The organism is Burkholderia sp. Ac-20365 (genome assembly GCF_017104715.1).
Lineage (GTDB): Bacteria > Pseudomonadota > Gammaproteobacteria > Burkholderiales > Burkholderiaceae > Paraburkholderia.
Map to the genome: position 1 here is coordinate 307539 of NZ_JAAGPI010000001.1, position 15382 is coordinate 322920.

A 15382-nucleotide genomic window follows, 5' to 3' on the forward strand; every position below is an offset into this window, starting at 1 on the left:
TGCAGTCATCAGTGGCAACGCATACAAATGTCACCGGGCGAGCGTAATAAAGTAAGTGGCGGCTGGTGCAACGTTCGCCAGTGGTCTGAACAATGAGAGCAACTTATAAGTGGCATCCCGACGGGTTAGCGCGTCGTGCGTTTCTGCCAATAGCAGTGTATTGAGGACGTCATGCGGATGCTGTTCGTAATCGGTCACCTGGGTGACTATCATGTGCCGCGCTATGAAGCGCTGATGCGGCTTGCGACGAGGCGCAACGACGAAGTGTGCCTCGTCGAGGTATTCGGGCGTTCGGGGTTCTATTCATTTCCGCAAACGCGGCGCGCATCGTTTTTCGAGCAACGTCATGAGCGCGTCACCACGCTCGAGAAAGATGTCAGCGATGCGGGTGGGCGCTGGCTGAGCGTATTCACGCGTCTGACTTCGATCGTCCGCCGTATCCAGCCGGATGTCGTCGTCACGTTGGGTTACGACACACCGTACTCGTTATGGCTGTGTTTCGTCAGAAGGTTCACGCGGCCGTTCGCGCTGATCTACATGTCGGACTCCAAAGCCGATGACGGCGCGCGCAGCAGTATCAAGGAATGGTTCAAGCGGCGGCTGGTGAGGCGTTTCGACGCCGCGCTGGTGGCAGGAGAGCGGCACCGCGACTATGCGGAGTTTCTCGGCATTCCGCGCTGGCGTTCGCGCGTGGGTTTCGACGTGATCGATGTCGATCAGTTTTCGCGCCGCGCGGCGGTCGCACATGCCAATGCCGGCGACGTTCGCCGTCAGCGCGGCTTGCCGGAGCGCTATGTGCTTTGCGTCAGCCGGTTCGTCGCACGCAAGAACGTCGACGTCGTTATCCACGCATTCGAGCGTTCCGGGCTCGCGAATCATGCTATCGAACTGGTTCTCGTCGGGCAGGGGAGCGACGAGCCAATGCTGAGAACACTGGTGTCGCAGCTCGATCTGGGGAACAGCGTGCGTTTTCTCGATGCGTTGCCCAATGCAGAAATGCCCGCGATCTACGGTCTTGCCGATTTCGTGGTGCTTGCCAGCGAATTCGATCAGTGGGGCTTGTGCATCAACGAGGCCTTTGCGGCGTCGCGTACGGCGATCGTCACGCACACGTGCGGCGTTGCGCGCGAGCTGGTCGCGAATGGCGTGAACGGCTATGTAATCGAGCCGGGTAATGCGGAAATGCTGGCGGCGCGCATGCGAACGCTGGCGCTGGACGACGCGCTGCGCGACCGGCTGTCGGCACGCGCGCGTCTCGCTGTCGAGCAATGGAAGCCTTCCGTGTTCGCGAGCAATCTGATGGAGCTTGCCGACTGCGTGCTGGATGGCGATCCCGTTATTTCGAGAGCCGAACATGAGTAACGCACATCGACGTGCCATGAGTGCGGGGAGAGGATCATGAACGAGCCGGGCAGCATCTCGGGGAAGACGCCGTTTGCCATGTGCATGATGGCCGAAGAGCAGGACGAAGCGCTCGCGGATGTCATCGAGCTAGCAAATGAAAATAGCGGGTTGGAACTGAATGCGGCCGTCGGTGCGCTCGCTGACATCCACGAACTGGTACGAAGTTATCTCGACGCCTCAGTTGAGAACTGAGTTGAGAACTAAGTTGATGACTGAGTCGAGAACATCCGGCAGATCGCTTCGCGTAGCCACGCAACGCCGGGGTCGGCGGAAAACTGCATGTGCGTGTGCACCTGGATTTCAATCGGCGGTAGTGAGAACGGCAATGGCAAAATTCGAAACGCCTTGTTGCGGTTGAACCGCTGCGCAATGCTTTTCGGAAAGATTACGGCGAGATTGGTGTTCTGAACGATCTCCGGCGCCACCACGAAATGCGGCAGGCGCAGCACGATATCGCGACGCAGATTTAATTCCTCCAGCCATTGCTCGACCATCCGGTGTCCCGTCGCATTCGTGCTCGCATATACGTAGCGCAGCGCGGCGAGATCCTCTCTGGTCGGATTGCGCTTGCGCAGCGGATGCCCCGCACGCACCACGCACACATGTTCGTCGACGAACAGCGTCGTGCTGATACAGCCGGGATCCAGTCCCGGCACATAGCCAAGCGCGAGATCGATCTCGCCGCTTCGCATCGCGGCGCTCACGGAGTCCACCGAAATATTGACGGCTTCGATCCGTATGCCGGGCGCAGTGCTGTCGATCATCGCGAGCAGCGGTGGCAGAAAAAAGAACTCTGACATGTCCGACATCGACACGCGAAACACGCGCTGCGCCGTCGCGGGATCGAACTTGGCGAGCTGTTGAACCGCGAGATTGATGATGCTGAACGCCTGCGTGAGCGGTGCCTGCAAGCGGAGTGCGGCGTCGGTGGGGACCATGCCCGTCGGCGTACGGACGAACAGCGGATCGTCGAAGAGGGTGCGCAGACGTCGCAACGCATGACTGACGGCAGGTTGCGTGAGCCCGAGCCGCTCGCCCGCTGCCGTCAGGCTGCGCAGGTCGGAGATGGCCAGAAACACACGCAGGAGATTCAAGTCCGTGATGCCGGGAGGCGTCTTTGTCATGTCGTTCGGAACCTGGCCGTATTGGTGTCCGGCCGATGTGCTGCCGGACACCGCTCGCTGTTGGACCGGGCGCACATGCTCGCGCCCGCCGTTAATGCTCGCGCGTCAGATTACCGTAAATGCTGTGCATCGGGTAATGCGGCGTGGCTCCCGTGTACGGTGGAAATGCGTCGAAATCTTCTTTCATGCGCGCACGCACGGCCGACGCGAGTGCGGCACCAAGTGACTCGGCATCGTCGAATACGACCTTGTTACGTTGCATGGCCGTTGAGCGTGCGTGCTTCAGGCCCGAACGGTAATCGATACGCGTATAGATTTCCAGTTCGCGAATGCCGGGAAGCTGCCTCATCAGTGGCGGATGATGCGTCAGATAGTGCGTGAGCCACGCATTGAAATCATCGGCTTCGCCTTCATAGCTGACGAGATAAGTGCAACGTTCTTCGCGTGTATCGAATGCATGCTGATGCGGCGTGCGGAATTTTCGTACGGCCATCGCCTGTTGAAGCAGCGTGCATTGGTCGATGCGCGCCGAGATGAAATCAACCGCGGTCTGCATCGCGCCGCCCGGTTGCAACGCGGCCTCGAGCAGCTCGAGATCGTCGAAATACCATTGGGTGACGCAGCAAGGACCGGGCGGTGTGTGCCCGTTGTGCACGGCGGGAACATGGAACACGAAGCGCCGCAATCCAGCCACGTCATCGGCAATGGATCGCAAATGCGCCATGTCCGATCGATCGAGCCCGCTACACGCACGAGCGCTTTCGCCAATCAGGAAGAAGCAGAGTTCCACGTTCACCCCGCGCGTTGCGCAACAGAAGACACCGGCCTCGCCAGCCGATGAAACTGCCGCGCGAAATAGATCAGTCCATCGCCATCGTCGCGCACGGAAATATCGTCGATCTGCACGAACATCACGGAGTGCGACCCGACAGTCTTGAATTCGACGATCGTGCCTTCCAGGTTCGCAATCGCATGTGAAAGCACGGGCGCCGCGGAACGTCCCGGCTTCCACGGATGCCGCGCGAAGCGTTCGTCCATCGGGCACGCTGTCATGCCCGCGAAGTCGCGCGCAAGATCCTGATACTCGCCGGCAAGCACGTTGATGCACACACTGCGGTTTTCGCGCAGCACGTCATGCACGTAGCTGGTCTGGTTGATACAGACGAGCATCGTCGGCGGCGAGTCCGTTACCGAGCAGACAGCGCTCGCCGTGAGCCCGCAGCGTCCGCTTGGGCCATCGGTAGTGATCACGTTGACGGCTGCGGGCAGGCAGGCCATCGCGTCGCGAAAGCGGCGCTTCATGTCTTCGTTCGTCATCGCTTGCTCCTCGTGTTCGATTGCGCGTTGCATCACGGATACGGCGTGACGGGCGGAATGCCCGCGAACAGCGCGCCCGATGCGTCATACGTGCCTTCGCCGAGAAACGCGTGCTGGGTCACGACGATCGAATCGCGCACCAGACGTTGCAGGCGGCTCTCGCGATAGATCGCCGCGATGCCTGCCATCTGATACGCCTGCATCACGACTTCCGCGCAGACGTGCGCCGCATGCGTGGCGCTCAGGCGCATCAGGTTCGCCTGATCCTGCGTGACGGGGTCGCCGGCGACAATCGTGTCCCACGCGGCTTGCGCGGACTCATAGAAGAACGCACGCGCGCTGCGCCACTGTGCCTCGGCTTTCGCGAGACCCGAGCGGTAGTAGCCGCGATCCGCGAGGCGAGGCGCGCCCGTGGTGGTCTTCGTTGCGCCCGACATGTCCGTCACGAGATCGAGCGCGGCGCGTGCGAGGCCGACGTTGACGGCGGCATGCACCTGCGCCTGGTACGCGACGGCGGGGTAGCGGTACAGCGGTTCGTCGATCAGCGCGTGGCCGCCGCGCACGAAGGTCCATTGCGCATCGACGAATTTGTCGCGCAGGCGCAGGTCGTGACTGCCCGTGCCTTGCATGCCGACTACGTTCCAGTTGTCGACGATCTCGACATCGCTGGCGGGAAACACGGCTGTGAAGGGCTTGCCGGCGCCGGTGTCGCCGGAACTCGCGGGCGTGCCGCCGATGCCCACTCCGATCCAGTCCGCGCCCTTGCAGCCGCTCGCAAAACGCCACTGGCCGCTGACCTGATAGCCGCCGGGTACCTTGATCGCCGGTTGCAGAGGATAGAGGCCGCCCGCGAAAACCTGATCCGGACCTTTCGCGTAGATGTGCTGCTGCGTTTCGATGGGCAGCGCCGCGAGGTAGGTGTTCGCAGATCCGAATGCGGCAACCCACGCTGTCGAGCCATCGGCGATCGCGATGCGTTCAAGTATCGCGAGAAACTGCGGCGGTGGCAGCGCGTCGCCGCCAAAGCGTCGCGGCGTGCTCGCGCGATAGATGCCCGCGCGTTTCATCTTCGCGATCATGTCGCGCGGCACATGAGAGAGCTGATCGAAGTCGTCGCGGCGTCGTTCGATCTCTTCGATCAGAACATCGAGCGAAATGGGACCGGCATACTCGGGATACGGGTCGCTGGCGCCGACGAGGTGCGGTTCGCGGGCGTAGGTCGAAATGCTATGAAGGCTTTGCATGATGAATACGTGTCAGGTTGATTGAATCAGCCGCTCAGGCCACGACGGGTTCGGCATCCAGTTTTGCCTGCTGTCGTGCCGCGCGCGGAAAGGTTTCGGGCGCGATGCAGGTCGCGACGACCGTGACCATCGCAAGCGCGACGAGATAGATCGCGACGGGCGTGGGGCTGCGATAGTGGGCGAGCAACGCGGTGGCGATCATCGGTGAGAGGCCGCCGCCAAGTACGGAAGACAGTTCGCGTCCGATGCCGAGTCCGGAGAAACGCAGATGCACGGGCAGCAGTTCGCTGATGAAGGCGGGCTGTGCGCCTTCCAGAATGCCGAGCGTGATGCTGTTGGCGAGAATCAGCGCGGCGATCACTTTCCACAGCACGCCGGAACCGAGCAGCGTGAAATACGGATACGCGACCAGCACCATCGCAATTGCGCCCGCAAGATAGACGGGCTTGCGGCCGATCTTGTCGGTGAGGTGTCCCATCAGGAGCGAGACGGGAATCATCAACAGCATCGACACGGTGAGCCCGCTGAGAATCCACGTCGACTTCAGGCCGAGAAACTGCCCATACGCAATCGAGAACGCGAAGAAGATGTACGACGCACCGCCTTCGCCAAAGCGCAGGCCGAACACGGTCAGCACCTGGCGCGGGCAACGGCGCAGCACTTCGACAACCGGCATGCGGCTTTCGCGGTGCGTCGTTTTCACTTGCGCGAAGTCCGCGCTTTCTTCAACCGAGCGGCGCATCCACAGTCCGAGCACGACGAGCACGACGCTGCACAGAAACGGCACGCGCCAGCCCCAGCTCAGGAAGTCGGAGGGTGTCAGCGTTTGCGCAAGCAGGAACGCGGCCGTCGACAAAACGAAGCCGAACGCCGCGCCGCACGGACTCCATGCAGCGAGCGCGCCGCGTTTCGATGCGGGTGCGCTCTCGTGAATCAGCAGGATGCTGCCGCTCCATTCGCCGCCTGCCGCCAGCCCCTGAAGAATGCGCAGCAGCACGAGGCCGATGGGCGCGGCAATGCCGATCTGCTGATACGTGGGCAATAAACCCATGCAGACGGTTGCCGTGCCCATTGTCAGCAGCGTGAGCATCATCACCGTCTTGCGCCCATAGCGGTCACCGATATGGCCGCACAGCACGCCGCCGACAGGACGCGCAATGAAACCCACCGTGAAGCCGCCGAACGCGGCGATGGTGCCCGTCAACGGATCGCTGCCGACGGGAAAGAACAGCTTGCCGAATACGAGCGCGGCTGCGGTGCCATAAAGAAAGAAGTCGTACCACTCGAGTATCTGGCCGAGCACGGCCGTCGTCACTGCGCGGCGGACGGTGCCTGTGCTGCGTATCGAGGGAGAAGGGGAAAGCGTGGCTGTCGCGTGAGGATTCATGGCATTGGCTGAGCAAGACGTTTAAGTTTCCGCTTCCCGATCGTCGTGACGGGCAGGGCGACCTGGCAAACCGGACAGACATGGGTGAACCATGAGCGAACGATAGGAGCGCGAGAAAAGACCGTCAAATTCAGGCCAAAAATGCGCGACATAAATGGCATTCATGTCGGTTTCCAACTCGCTCGCGTGTGTGAATGCGCAAATAAAACACGCTTATTGCCAGGGTTCTATTTGACTGATTTGACCGTGCATAACGGCGAACTTAGATTGCGATCCTCGTAAGAGCCGCGGCGCAGCCTTCGTTCGCTGCGTCATCCAATCGAAGCAGCGATATGAATGGGATGATGAATCAATGAGAATCAGATCCGCGGCCGCACTGGCCGCATTGACGTCGGTCGGGTGTGCTTTCGCTGGTGCTGCACACGCGCAGAGTTCGGTGACGATGTACGGCATCGTCGACGACGGTTTCAACTGGACCTCGAATGCGGGAGGCCACAATCAGTACAACGTGTCGAGCGGCGTGATGCAGGCGAGCCGCTGGGGTCTGCGCGGCAAGGAAGATCTGGGCGGCGGGCTCGCTGCGCTCTTCGTGCTGGAGAACGGCTTCGATCTGAATAGCGGCTCGCTCGGCCAGAAGAATCGCGGCAGCACACAAGGGCTGATGTTCGGGCGTCAGGCGTATGTGGGGCTATCGAGCGCGTATGGCTCGATGCTCGTTGGGCGCCAATACGATTCGGTCGTCGATTATGTCGGCCCGTTCGAAGCAGGCGATCAGTGGGGCGGTTATATCGCCGCGCATCCCGGCGATCTCGACAATATCAACAACGCGTATCGCGTGAACAATGCGCTGAAGTACACCAGCGCCAATTACGCGGGCCTCACGTTCGGTGGCGTCTATAGCCTCGGCGGTGTGGCGGGTGAGGCAACGCGCAATCAGGTGTGGTCGCTCGGCGCAGGCTATGCGAATGGTCCGCTGTCGCTTGGCGTCGGTTATCTGAATGCGCGCAATCCGAATGTCGGTTTCTTCGGCGATAACGGCGCGAGTACCGCGGCGACGGCCGGCAGCAACTTCATTTCGTCGCCTGTTTATAGCGGTTATGCGTCGGCGCGCACGTATCAGGTCATCGCGGCGGGTGCGGCCTACACGTTCGGCGCGGCGACGCTCGGCGCAACGTATTCGAATACGCAGTTCAGGAATCTCGGCGACACGGCGGAGTCTGGTCCGAATCCGCGCGGCTATCGCGGCAATGCGACGTTCAACAACGCGGAAGTGAACTTCAAGTATCAGGTAACGCCTGCTTTCCTGCTCGGCGCGGCATTCGACTATACGCGCGGTGGCAGTGTCGATTCGGCTACGGGTGAGAATCCCGGAGCACGCTATTATCAAGGCGCAATTGGCGCGGATTATTTTCTGTCGAAACGCACGGACGTTTATCTGATTGGCGTTTATCAGAAGGCGTCGGGTACGGATTCGACGGGCACGGCAGCCGTCGCGGCGATCAACAATCTCACGCCTTCTACCAGCGACCGGCAAAGTACTGTGCGCGTCGGTATCCGGCACAAGTTCTGATCGCATCGTTCATTGCCGCCGCGTTCGTGTGAAGCGGCGGCTTTGTCGTTTAGAAGCGGTGCCGCATGCCAACGGCAACCACGACCTGCTGATCATTCGACGAAGGGCTTTGTCCGCTGATATCGGCGGTCAAACCTGAACCGTCGCTGGCGATATGCTGATAGCTCGCCTGTACGTAAAGGTCGGTACGCTTTGACAGGAAGTAATCGGTCTGCACCGATACTTCATGCCACTTCGGATGATGCTGGCCCGTGGCATTGGACATCGAGCCCGACGTGTACGTGTATTCGCCGTTCAGCGCGAGCGCCGGTGTGAACTGGTAGCTTGCGTTGAGCTCGTAGTTGCTGAAGCTCATGCCTTCGCCATTCGCAACGAGACCGAGGCTGTTCGCACCGTTGATCGTTGCGAGGCCGCCGAGTTGCGTGCGCGTCCAGACTGCGCCGAACGTTGCTGCGCCGATCGAGTAGTTGGCGCCCGCGCCATACGTGCGCTGACGTGCAGCGATGAAGGTGCGATCGGTCAGCGTCAACGCGCCGTTCGTATTGCTGCTGCCGCCGTTGTTCGCCTGGAAGTAGCCTGCGCCGATACGCAGCGGGCCAGCGTCATAGGATGTGCCGAAGCTGTACAGACGGTTATCGTCGAATCCGCCTGCTTCGTTCGAGAAACCATACAGCGCGCCGAATTTCACGCCTGCATAGCTGTTGCTCGCGAACTTCACCGAGTTGTTCACGCGGAAGGAGTTGTTCAGATTGTCGTTATCGTACGGGTGCGCGGACAGGTTGTTGCCGCCGGGATGATGGCCCGTGAAGCTGAGCGACGCGAGATAGTCGACGACGGAATCGTACTGACGTCCGAGCGTGAACGTGCCGAACCTGTCGTTCGACAGCCCTGCGTATGCCTGATACCCGAACAGGCGGCCGCCCTGGCGCAGCGTGCCGTTCATTACGCTGAAGCCGTTTTCCAGCTGGAAGATCGCCTTCGTGCCGCCGCCGAGATCTTCGCGGCCGAGCATGCCCCAGTGACTGCCCGTTACGTTGCCGCTGCCCGCTTGCCACGCGCTGCTGCCCTTCTGGTTATTGGTGTACGACAGGCCCGCGTCGATCACGCCATACAGCGTCACCGAGTTCTGCGCCTGCGCGTGGCACGCATAGCTCGCCACGATGGCAGCCATGATGAGTGTCTTTTTCATTTTTTCCCCTGTTTGTTGATTTGAACGACGTGATGACGCACGCAGCAGCGCGGCGCCTGCCGGGTGGCAGGCGTCGTGCGTTAAAACGGATGCAGCGTGGTGAGGTGGCTGGCTGGGCCGCTAGACGAACGTCTGGAACGTCTAGCGACTGGCGATGCCGTCCTGAACCGACAGACCGTCGATCAGAACTTGATGCTGGCCGCGCGAGCAGGGCTCGATGCGCGCGGTGACTCCGAATACTTCGGCGAGGCTTGCCTGCGTGACGACTTCGGCGCTGGGGCCAAAGCCTGCAATGCGGCCTGCGTGCAGCAGCATCGCCTGATGGCAGGCGCGCATGGCTGCGTTGATGTCGTGCAGCACGACCACACTGACGATGCCGCGTTCGCGCGTGATGTCGCGCAGCACGCGCATCACATGGAACTGGTAATTGAGGTCGAGCGCGGACAACGGTTCGTCGAGCAGCAACACTTGCGGATTGCGCACCAGCGCCTGGGCGATGCCAACGAGTTGCCGCTGGCCGCCCGACAGTTCATCGAGCGATCGCGACGCAAGCGCTTCGATGCCCAGACGTTCGAGCACATTGCGCGCATTCGCGAGATCGTCGGTGCGTGCCGAATGCGCGCGAAACGCGCCACGCGTCGCGCAACTCGCGACCAGAATGGACTCGAGCACCTGCAGCTTGACGCCCGCCGGCAGCGATTGCGGCAGATACACGACGCTATGCGAACGCGCACTCGCCGCCGACAGTTCGAGCGGTGCGCCATCCAGCGTCAGTTGCCCTGCGTGCGCACGCGTGAGCCCCGCCAATGCGCGCAACAGCGTCGACTTGCCGCTGCCGTTCGGACCGAGCAGCGCGGTGATCTGGCCGCGCGGCAGCGGGCCGGCATCGAGCGATCTGAGCACCGCGCGCTTGCCGTATTGCACGCTGAGACCGTGAATCGACAGGCCGTTCATTGCGCGGCTCCTTGCGAGCGCACGACGATCCCGAGGAAAAGGGGAATGCCAACCAGCGCCGTCACGATGCCCACAGGAATCAGCACGCCCGGCACGATGGTCTTCGATGCAATCGATGCGAGCGACAGCATCAGCGCGCCGATCAGCGTGCTGCCGGGCAGATAGAAGCGGTGATCTTCGCCGAACAGCGTGCGCGCGATATGCGGCGCGATCAGTCCGACAAAGCCGATGGTGCCGACGAAGGACACCGCGAGCGCCGACAGCACCGACACGCGTAACAGTGTGCCGAGACGCAGGCGCCGCACATCGATGCCGAAGCTTGCCGCGCGGTCTTCGCCGAGTCGCAAGGCGGTGAGCGTCCAGGCGTTGCGCATCGACAGCGGCAATGCAATCAGGAGCGCGACAGCCAGCACGCCGATCTTCGGCCAGTCCGCGCGCGCGAGCGAGCCGAGCGTCCAGAACACGAGGCCTTGCAGCGCGTCGGCGGAAGCGATGAATTGCATCAGCGACACGAGCGCATGAAACGCGAACACCAGCGCGATGCCAAGCAGCACGACGCCGGACGTATTCATGCCACGCCAGCGCGCGATGCCGTCGAGCATCAGCGCCGACATGAACGCAAACAGAAATGCGTTCGCCGATACGAGCCAGCTCTGTGCGATGCCGGGCAGCGTGATATCGAGCACGATCGCAAGCGATGCGCCGAACGCGGCAGCCGCCGACACACCGAGCGTATATGGGCTAGCGAGCGGATTATTGAGGATAGTCTGCATTTCCGCGCCCGACAGACCCAGCGACGCGCCGACCAGCAGCGCCATCACCGCGTACGGCATGCGGATCTGCCACACGATCACATTGGTCGCGGCATCGGCGGATGCAGGATGAAACACGGCGCGCAGCAGCGTCGCAACGGGCAGGCCGGATGGACCCGAGCGCAGATCGAGCAGCAGCGAGCCGACGATCAGCAGCGCCACTGCGAACAGGCACAGCACGCGCAGGCGTGTCATACGCCGATACGTTTGAACGCCTGTATCGACGTCGTCGTGCTGCGCGCGCACGGAACGGTTCAGCGAAACGGAGTCGGACATTGCTGCGCCCGTTCAATGCGAAGCGTCAGCCGTCGATTGCGCGAGCGGCGCATCGACCCATTCGGCACCCTGCGGCGGCACGGCGAGGAAGCGCCGGTACAACTCAGCCTGCGTCGCATGCACGTCGAGATCCTTGAATTGCGCCGGATAGAACCACTTCGCAAAGGCTTCGATCGCGAGAATGTTGTACGGCGAGTCGTAATAGTTGTGCGAGATGCCGTGCGCGTTGCCGTCGTGGATCGCCTTGATCGTATCGAAGCCGGGGCGCGCGACCAGTTGCGCGAGGCTCGCGCGGGCATCGTGTTCGCTCGTCAATGCGCCAACGCGCAGCGATGCGAGGCCCGGTTTCGTGCGGCTGCCCGTCGCGATGTAGACGTCGGGTTGCGCGGCGATCACCTGTTCCATGCTGATGTCGCCGAGCACGCCCGGCACGAGACCTTGCGCGATATTGCGCCCGCCCGCGGCCTGCACGAACTCGCCGAAGTTGCCGTTGCCCGCTGTGTGGCAGCAACCGGCGTCCCAGACACCCGCGAGCAGATCGACGAACACCTTCGGGCGCTGCGCTTCGGGTACACGGTTGACGACGTTCTCGACGCGCGCGAGATGCTGCTGATAGAACTGGATGTACGCATTCGCCTGCTGGTCGCGATGCAGCACGGCGCCGAGCAGTTTGATACTCGGCAGCGTGTTCTGCATCGGATGCAGGCGGAAGTCGACGAATACCACCGTCGTTCCCGTTGCTTCCAGTTGCTTCACCAGCGCGTTATAGCGGCTTGGCCCGTGGCCGGCGATGCTGAAGATCGCAAGATCGGGCTTGAGGCTCAACGCCTTCTCGTCGCTGATGCTGTCTTCCGTTGCCTTGCCGATCAGCGGAATGGTCTTGATGTCGGGGAATTTCTGCGCGTACGCGTTGTAGGTCTGCGGATCCATCATCGGCAGATCGCCCTGCCAGCCGACGATGCGCGAGAGCGGCTTCTGGCCTTCGAGCAGTGCGACAGCCGACAGCAGGCGGCTTTCACCGAGCAGAATGCGCTGCGGTTCGGCGGCGGGCACGCGGACCGTACGGCCGGCGAGATCGGTGAACGTGGCGGGCGCTGGCGCTGCGGCGTTCGCCGTCTGTGCTGCGAACACGGGCGTGCTGGCAACCAGCGCGCAGCCCGCTGCGAGAACGAGCGCCGAAGAAGCAGCGGCATGCGCCGCTGTCGAAACGGCCCGCCGGCAGGCCGAGGAAAGCACGGAAATCGACATGATATAGTTGCTGGATGAGAATTATTTGCATTTACGGGCGCAACTTTAGCGGCGCGATGTAATGGCGATGTGTTGAAACGGCGCAGTTTTGTAATGGAATGTGTTGAGCGGCTTTTCGTCCGCCACAGCGCCGACAATGCGGGCTGCGCCGCGCGCCAGTTATCGGCGCCACGAAGAAAAGAAGAGTTTTGATGGACCACATACTTGTCGTCGACGACGACCCGAACATCCGCCAGCTGCTCGGCGACTATCTGCGCAGCATGGGCTATCAGGCGACGACGGCCACGAACGGCGCGCAGATGAAGCAGGCCATCGCGAGCTCGCAGATCGATCTCGTCGTGCTGGACCTGATGCTCGACGGCGAGGACGGACTCGACCTCACGCGCGAACTGCGCCGCGAGCGCGGCATGCCGATCGTGATTCTGAGCGCGCGCGGCGGTTTGCTCGACCGCATACTCGGCCTCGAAATGGGCGCCGACGACTATCTGCCGAAACCGTTCGATCCGCGCGAACTGGTCGCGAAGATCAAATCGGTGCTGCGCCGTGCGCGCAGCATGCCGGGCTCGCGCCCCGCCGATGCCGCCGCGTTCGTGACTTTCGCCGGCTGGAAGCTCGATACGCGGATGAAGCAGATGCTGTCGCCCGAAGGCGTGGTCGTGTCGCTTGGCGGCTCCGATTACCGGGCGCTGCGTACGCTGCTCGATCATCCGAACCGGCCGCTGTCGCGCGAATTTCTGCTCGATCATGTGTTCGGCAAGGAGCACACGCCACTCGACCGTTCGATCGACGTCTGCATCAGCCGCCTGCGGCATCATCTGAAAGACGCCGCGCGCAGTGCCGCGCTGATCCGCACCGTGCGCAACGAGGGCTACATGCTGGTCGCCGACGTCGCGTTCGAAGCATGAGGTGGCGCGCGATGAAACTGCGTGCGTGGCCCGATTCGCTGTTCGGACGGCTCGTGATGATTCTTGCTGTCGGCATGTTTGCCGGGCAATTGCTCACGAGCACGATCTGGTTCGAAACGCACGACAACCGCACGCTTGAAATACCCGCGCGCCTGTTCGCGAGCCGTCTCGCGGACACAGTGCGGCTGTTGCAGCATGCGCCCGATGCTGCGGCGCGCGATGCGATCGTCAGGCAACTGGCGGACGCGCGTTACCGGATGCAATGGGTCGACACGCCGCAGCCTGCGCACGAGACGTCGCTAGCGAAGCGCTCGGTCAGCGATCTGATTACGGGTGTGATTGGCAGGCGGCTTGGCGAGCCTGTCGATGTGCGTCTGATCGACGCCGAACTGCGCGACGAAGAACGCAAGCACAAGGGCATCCTGAGCCTCTTCAACTCGCGCATGCCGACCGGCGATTTTCACGTGCAGATGAAAGTGCCGAGCGGTCCAGGTGGGCCGTGGCTCGACGTGCAGGCCAATGAAGGCCAGGCGGGCATGCAAAGCGAGCCGGGCTCGCTCGTGTTCGACTATCTGGTGCGGATCTATCTGATCCGCTTCGTCGCGATCTGCGTGCTCGCGTTCGTCGCCGTGCGTTTTGCCGTGCAGCCGTTGCGCGATCTCGCGCGCGCGGCCGAGGCGCTGGGACGCAATATCTATCGGCCGCCGCTGCCTGTGAGCGGTCCGCTTGAAGTGCGCAGCGCGGCGATGTCGTTCAACTCGATGCAACGTCAGCTAACGGAAAGCATGTCGGAGCGCACGCGCTTTCTAACGGCTGTCTCGCACGATCTGCGCTCGCCGTTGACGAGGCTGCGTCTGCGCACGGAGATGCTGCCCGATCCGCAATGGCGCGAACGCCTGCGCGGCGATCTCGACGAAATGGAAGCGATGGTGCGCGCGACGCTCGATGCCGTGCAGGGCATCGAAGTGACGGAAGAGCGTCGCGAGATCGATCTCGATTCGATGCTGGAAGGTCTGGCGGAGGACGCGCGCGAAGCGGGGCATGCCGTTTCCGTCGATGGACGAGCGGTGCGGCCGGTTGCCGGTTATCCGCGCAATCTCAAGCGCTGCCTGCAGAATCTGCTTGATAACGCGATCCGGTATGGTGGCGACGCGTCCATTCATATTGCCGACGATGGCCGCGCGGTGCGCGTGGCCATTCGTGACAACGGGCCGGGTATCCCGGATCAAACGACACTGGCACGTGTATTCGAGCCTTATTTTCGCGGGAATTCCGCGGGCAAGGATGAATCAACGGGCACGGGCCTTGGTTTGACGATTGCGCAAAGCATTGCCGCCACGCATGGCGGTGCGTTGACGTTGCGAAATCGTTCGGGTGGAGGGCTCGAGGCTGAACTCGTGTTGCCGCGAGAAGGATGAGCGTGCACGCATACACATGTCACACATGCACGGCCCTGAACTGATTACGAATTGCCCAGTGAATCAGTGAGCGGACGGCTTGATGTCGAACTTGTCGACTGCAACGCCGAGGTTGATACCTTCGCCCGAACCCGACAGTGCCATCGACACGGTCCCTTTGGTGACCACCTGCGCCGTGCCGCTCTCGACCACACCCGCCGATGCACCCGCTTGCGCGTAGCTGCCGTAGACTTCCTTGATGCTATAGACGTTGCTGATATCGCCCTTGCCGGTGACGCGGAACTTGCCGGCTGTCAGGCCGCCGCCGTGCATCTGGATGGTGACGTTCGCGTGCTGGCCGTTGTCGCACGTCACGCGGCCATGACCTGAGGCGTGCTGATAGATTGCAGACCATCCTGCGAGGCTATATGTCAGATGGCATTTCACTGGTGCCGAGCCGGCGTGTGCACTGGTCGCATACAGCGCGGTCATCACGGCGAAACACTGCAGTACAGCGGCTGTCATGCGAAAGGTTCGTTTGCCCATTAAAGGTCT

15 protein-coding genes are annotated in these 15382 nt (G+C 62.2%); 5 read left to right on the plus strand and 10 right to left on the minus strand.

Annotation, left to right across the window (positions count from 1 at the left end):
• Positions 1–177 precede the first annotated feature (177 nt).
• Entirely contained in the window at positions 178–1362 is a 1185-nt protein-coding gene (locus G3O01_RS01225; protein WP_241023551.1) for a glycosyltransferase family 4 protein, read from the plus strand.
• A gap of 36 nt (positions 1363–1398) precedes the next feature.
• Positions 1399–1596, plus strand: a complete 198-nt coding sequence (locus G3O01_RS01230) for a hypothetical protein (RefSeq protein WP_205802614.1) — start codon at positions 1399–1401, stop codon at positions 1594–1596.
• An 8-nt stretch (positions 1597–1604) separates the two neighbouring features.
• Here the strand turns inward: G3O01_RS01230 and G3O01_RS01235 are convergent, their stop codons facing one another.
• From G3O01_RS01235 to G3O01_RS01255, 5 genes are all read right to left on the minus strand, one after another.
• The gene (locus tag G3O01_RS01235; protein WP_205802615.1) at positions 1605–2528 is read right to left on the minus strand and encodes a LysR family transcriptional regulator; all 924 of its coding nucleotides are present in this window, start codon (positions 2526–2528) and stop codon (positions 1605–1607) included.
• Between the two features lie 91 nt (positions 2529–2619).
• A complete protein-coding gene (locus G3O01_RS01240; protein WP_205802616.1) occupies positions 2620–3252 on the minus strand; it encodes an EthD family reductase in 633 nt (210 codons plus the stop codon).
• Between the two features lie 68 nt (positions 3253–3320).
• The gene (gene hpaC / locus G3O01_RS01245) at positions 3321–3845 is read right to left on the minus strand and encodes a 4-hydroxyphenylacetate 3-monooxygenase, reductase component (protein ID WP_205802617.1); all 525 of its coding nucleotides are present in this window, start codon (positions 3843–3845) and stop codon (positions 3321–3323) included.
• A gap of 32 nt (positions 3846–3877) precedes the next feature.
• Complete coding sequence (locus G3O01_RS01250) at positions 3878–5089, minus strand: acyl-CoA dehydrogenase family protein (protein WP_205802618.1); 1212 nt, start codon at positions 5087–5089, stop codon at positions 3878–3880.
• A gap of 34 nt (positions 5090–5123) precedes the next feature.
• On the minus strand, positions 5124–6476 hold the full coding sequence (locus G3O01_RS01255) for an MFS transporter (protein WP_205802619.1): 1353 nt from the start codon (positions 6474–6476) through the stop codon (positions 5124–5126).
• Positions 6477–6828: 352 nt separating this feature from the next.
• On the opposite strand from G3O01_RS01255, the gene G3O01_RS01260 reads away from it, so the two are divergent.
• Complete coding sequence (locus tag G3O01_RS01260) at positions 6829–8046, plus strand: porin (RefSeq protein WP_205802620.1); 1218 nt, start codon at positions 6829–6831, stop codon at positions 8044–8046.
• 49 nt (positions 8047–8095) lie between these two features.
• Here G3O01_RS01260 and G3O01_RS01265 read toward each other — a convergent pair whose 3' ends face one another.
• The 4 genes from G3O01_RS01265 to G3O01_RS01280 form a co-directional block, all read right to left on the minus strand.
• Positions 8096–9235 (minus strand): porin, encoded by a 1140-nt coding sequence (locus G3O01_RS01265; protein WP_205802621.1) that lies wholly within the window; start codon positions 9233–9235, stop codon positions 8096–8098.
• A gap of 141 nt (positions 9236–9376) precedes the next feature.
• Complete coding sequence (locus tag G3O01_RS01270) at positions 9377–10189, minus strand: ABC transporter ATP-binding protein (RefSeq protein ID WP_205802622.1); 813 nt, start codon at positions 10187–10189, stop codon at positions 9377–9379.
• Positions 10186–11277, minus strand: a complete 1092-nt coding sequence (locus G3O01_RS01275) for an iron ABC transporter permease (RefSeq protein ID WP_205802623.1) — start codon at positions 11275–11277, stop codon at positions 10186–10188. Before G3O01_RS01275 ends, G3O01_RS01270 begins: the two co-directional genes overlap by 4 nt.
• A gap of 12 nt (positions 11278–11289) precedes the next feature.
• Complete coding sequence (locus G3O01_RS01280; protein ID WP_205802624.1) at positions 11290–12525, minus strand: ABC transporter substrate-binding protein; 1236 nt, start codon at positions 12523–12525, stop codon at positions 11290–11292.
• A 191-nt stretch (positions 12526–12716) separates the two neighbouring features.
• Between G3O01_RS01280 and G3O01_RS01285 the strand changes: the two genes are divergently transcribed.
• Together G3O01_RS01285 and G3O01_RS01290 are read left to right on the plus strand one after the other, a co-directional pair.
• Positions 12717–13430, plus strand: a complete 714-nt coding sequence (locus G3O01_RS01285; RefSeq protein WP_205802625.1) for a response regulator transcription factor — start codon at positions 12717–12719, stop codon at positions 13428–13430.
• A gap of 11 nt (positions 13431–13441) precedes the next feature.
• Entirely contained in the window at positions 13442–14848 is a 1407-nt protein-coding gene (locus tag G3O01_RS01290; protein WP_205802626.1) for an ATP-binding protein, read from the plus strand.
• 63 nt (positions 14849–14911) lie between these two features.
• Here G3O01_RS01290 and G3O01_RS01295 read toward each other — a convergent pair whose 3' ends face one another.
• Positions 14912–15352: a hypothetical protein gene (locus tag G3O01_RS01295; RefSeq protein ID WP_205802627.1), complete on the minus strand. Its 441-nt coding sequence runs from the start codon at positions 15350–15352 to the stop codon at positions 14912–14914.
• Positions 15353–15382: the final 30 nt, after the last annotated feature.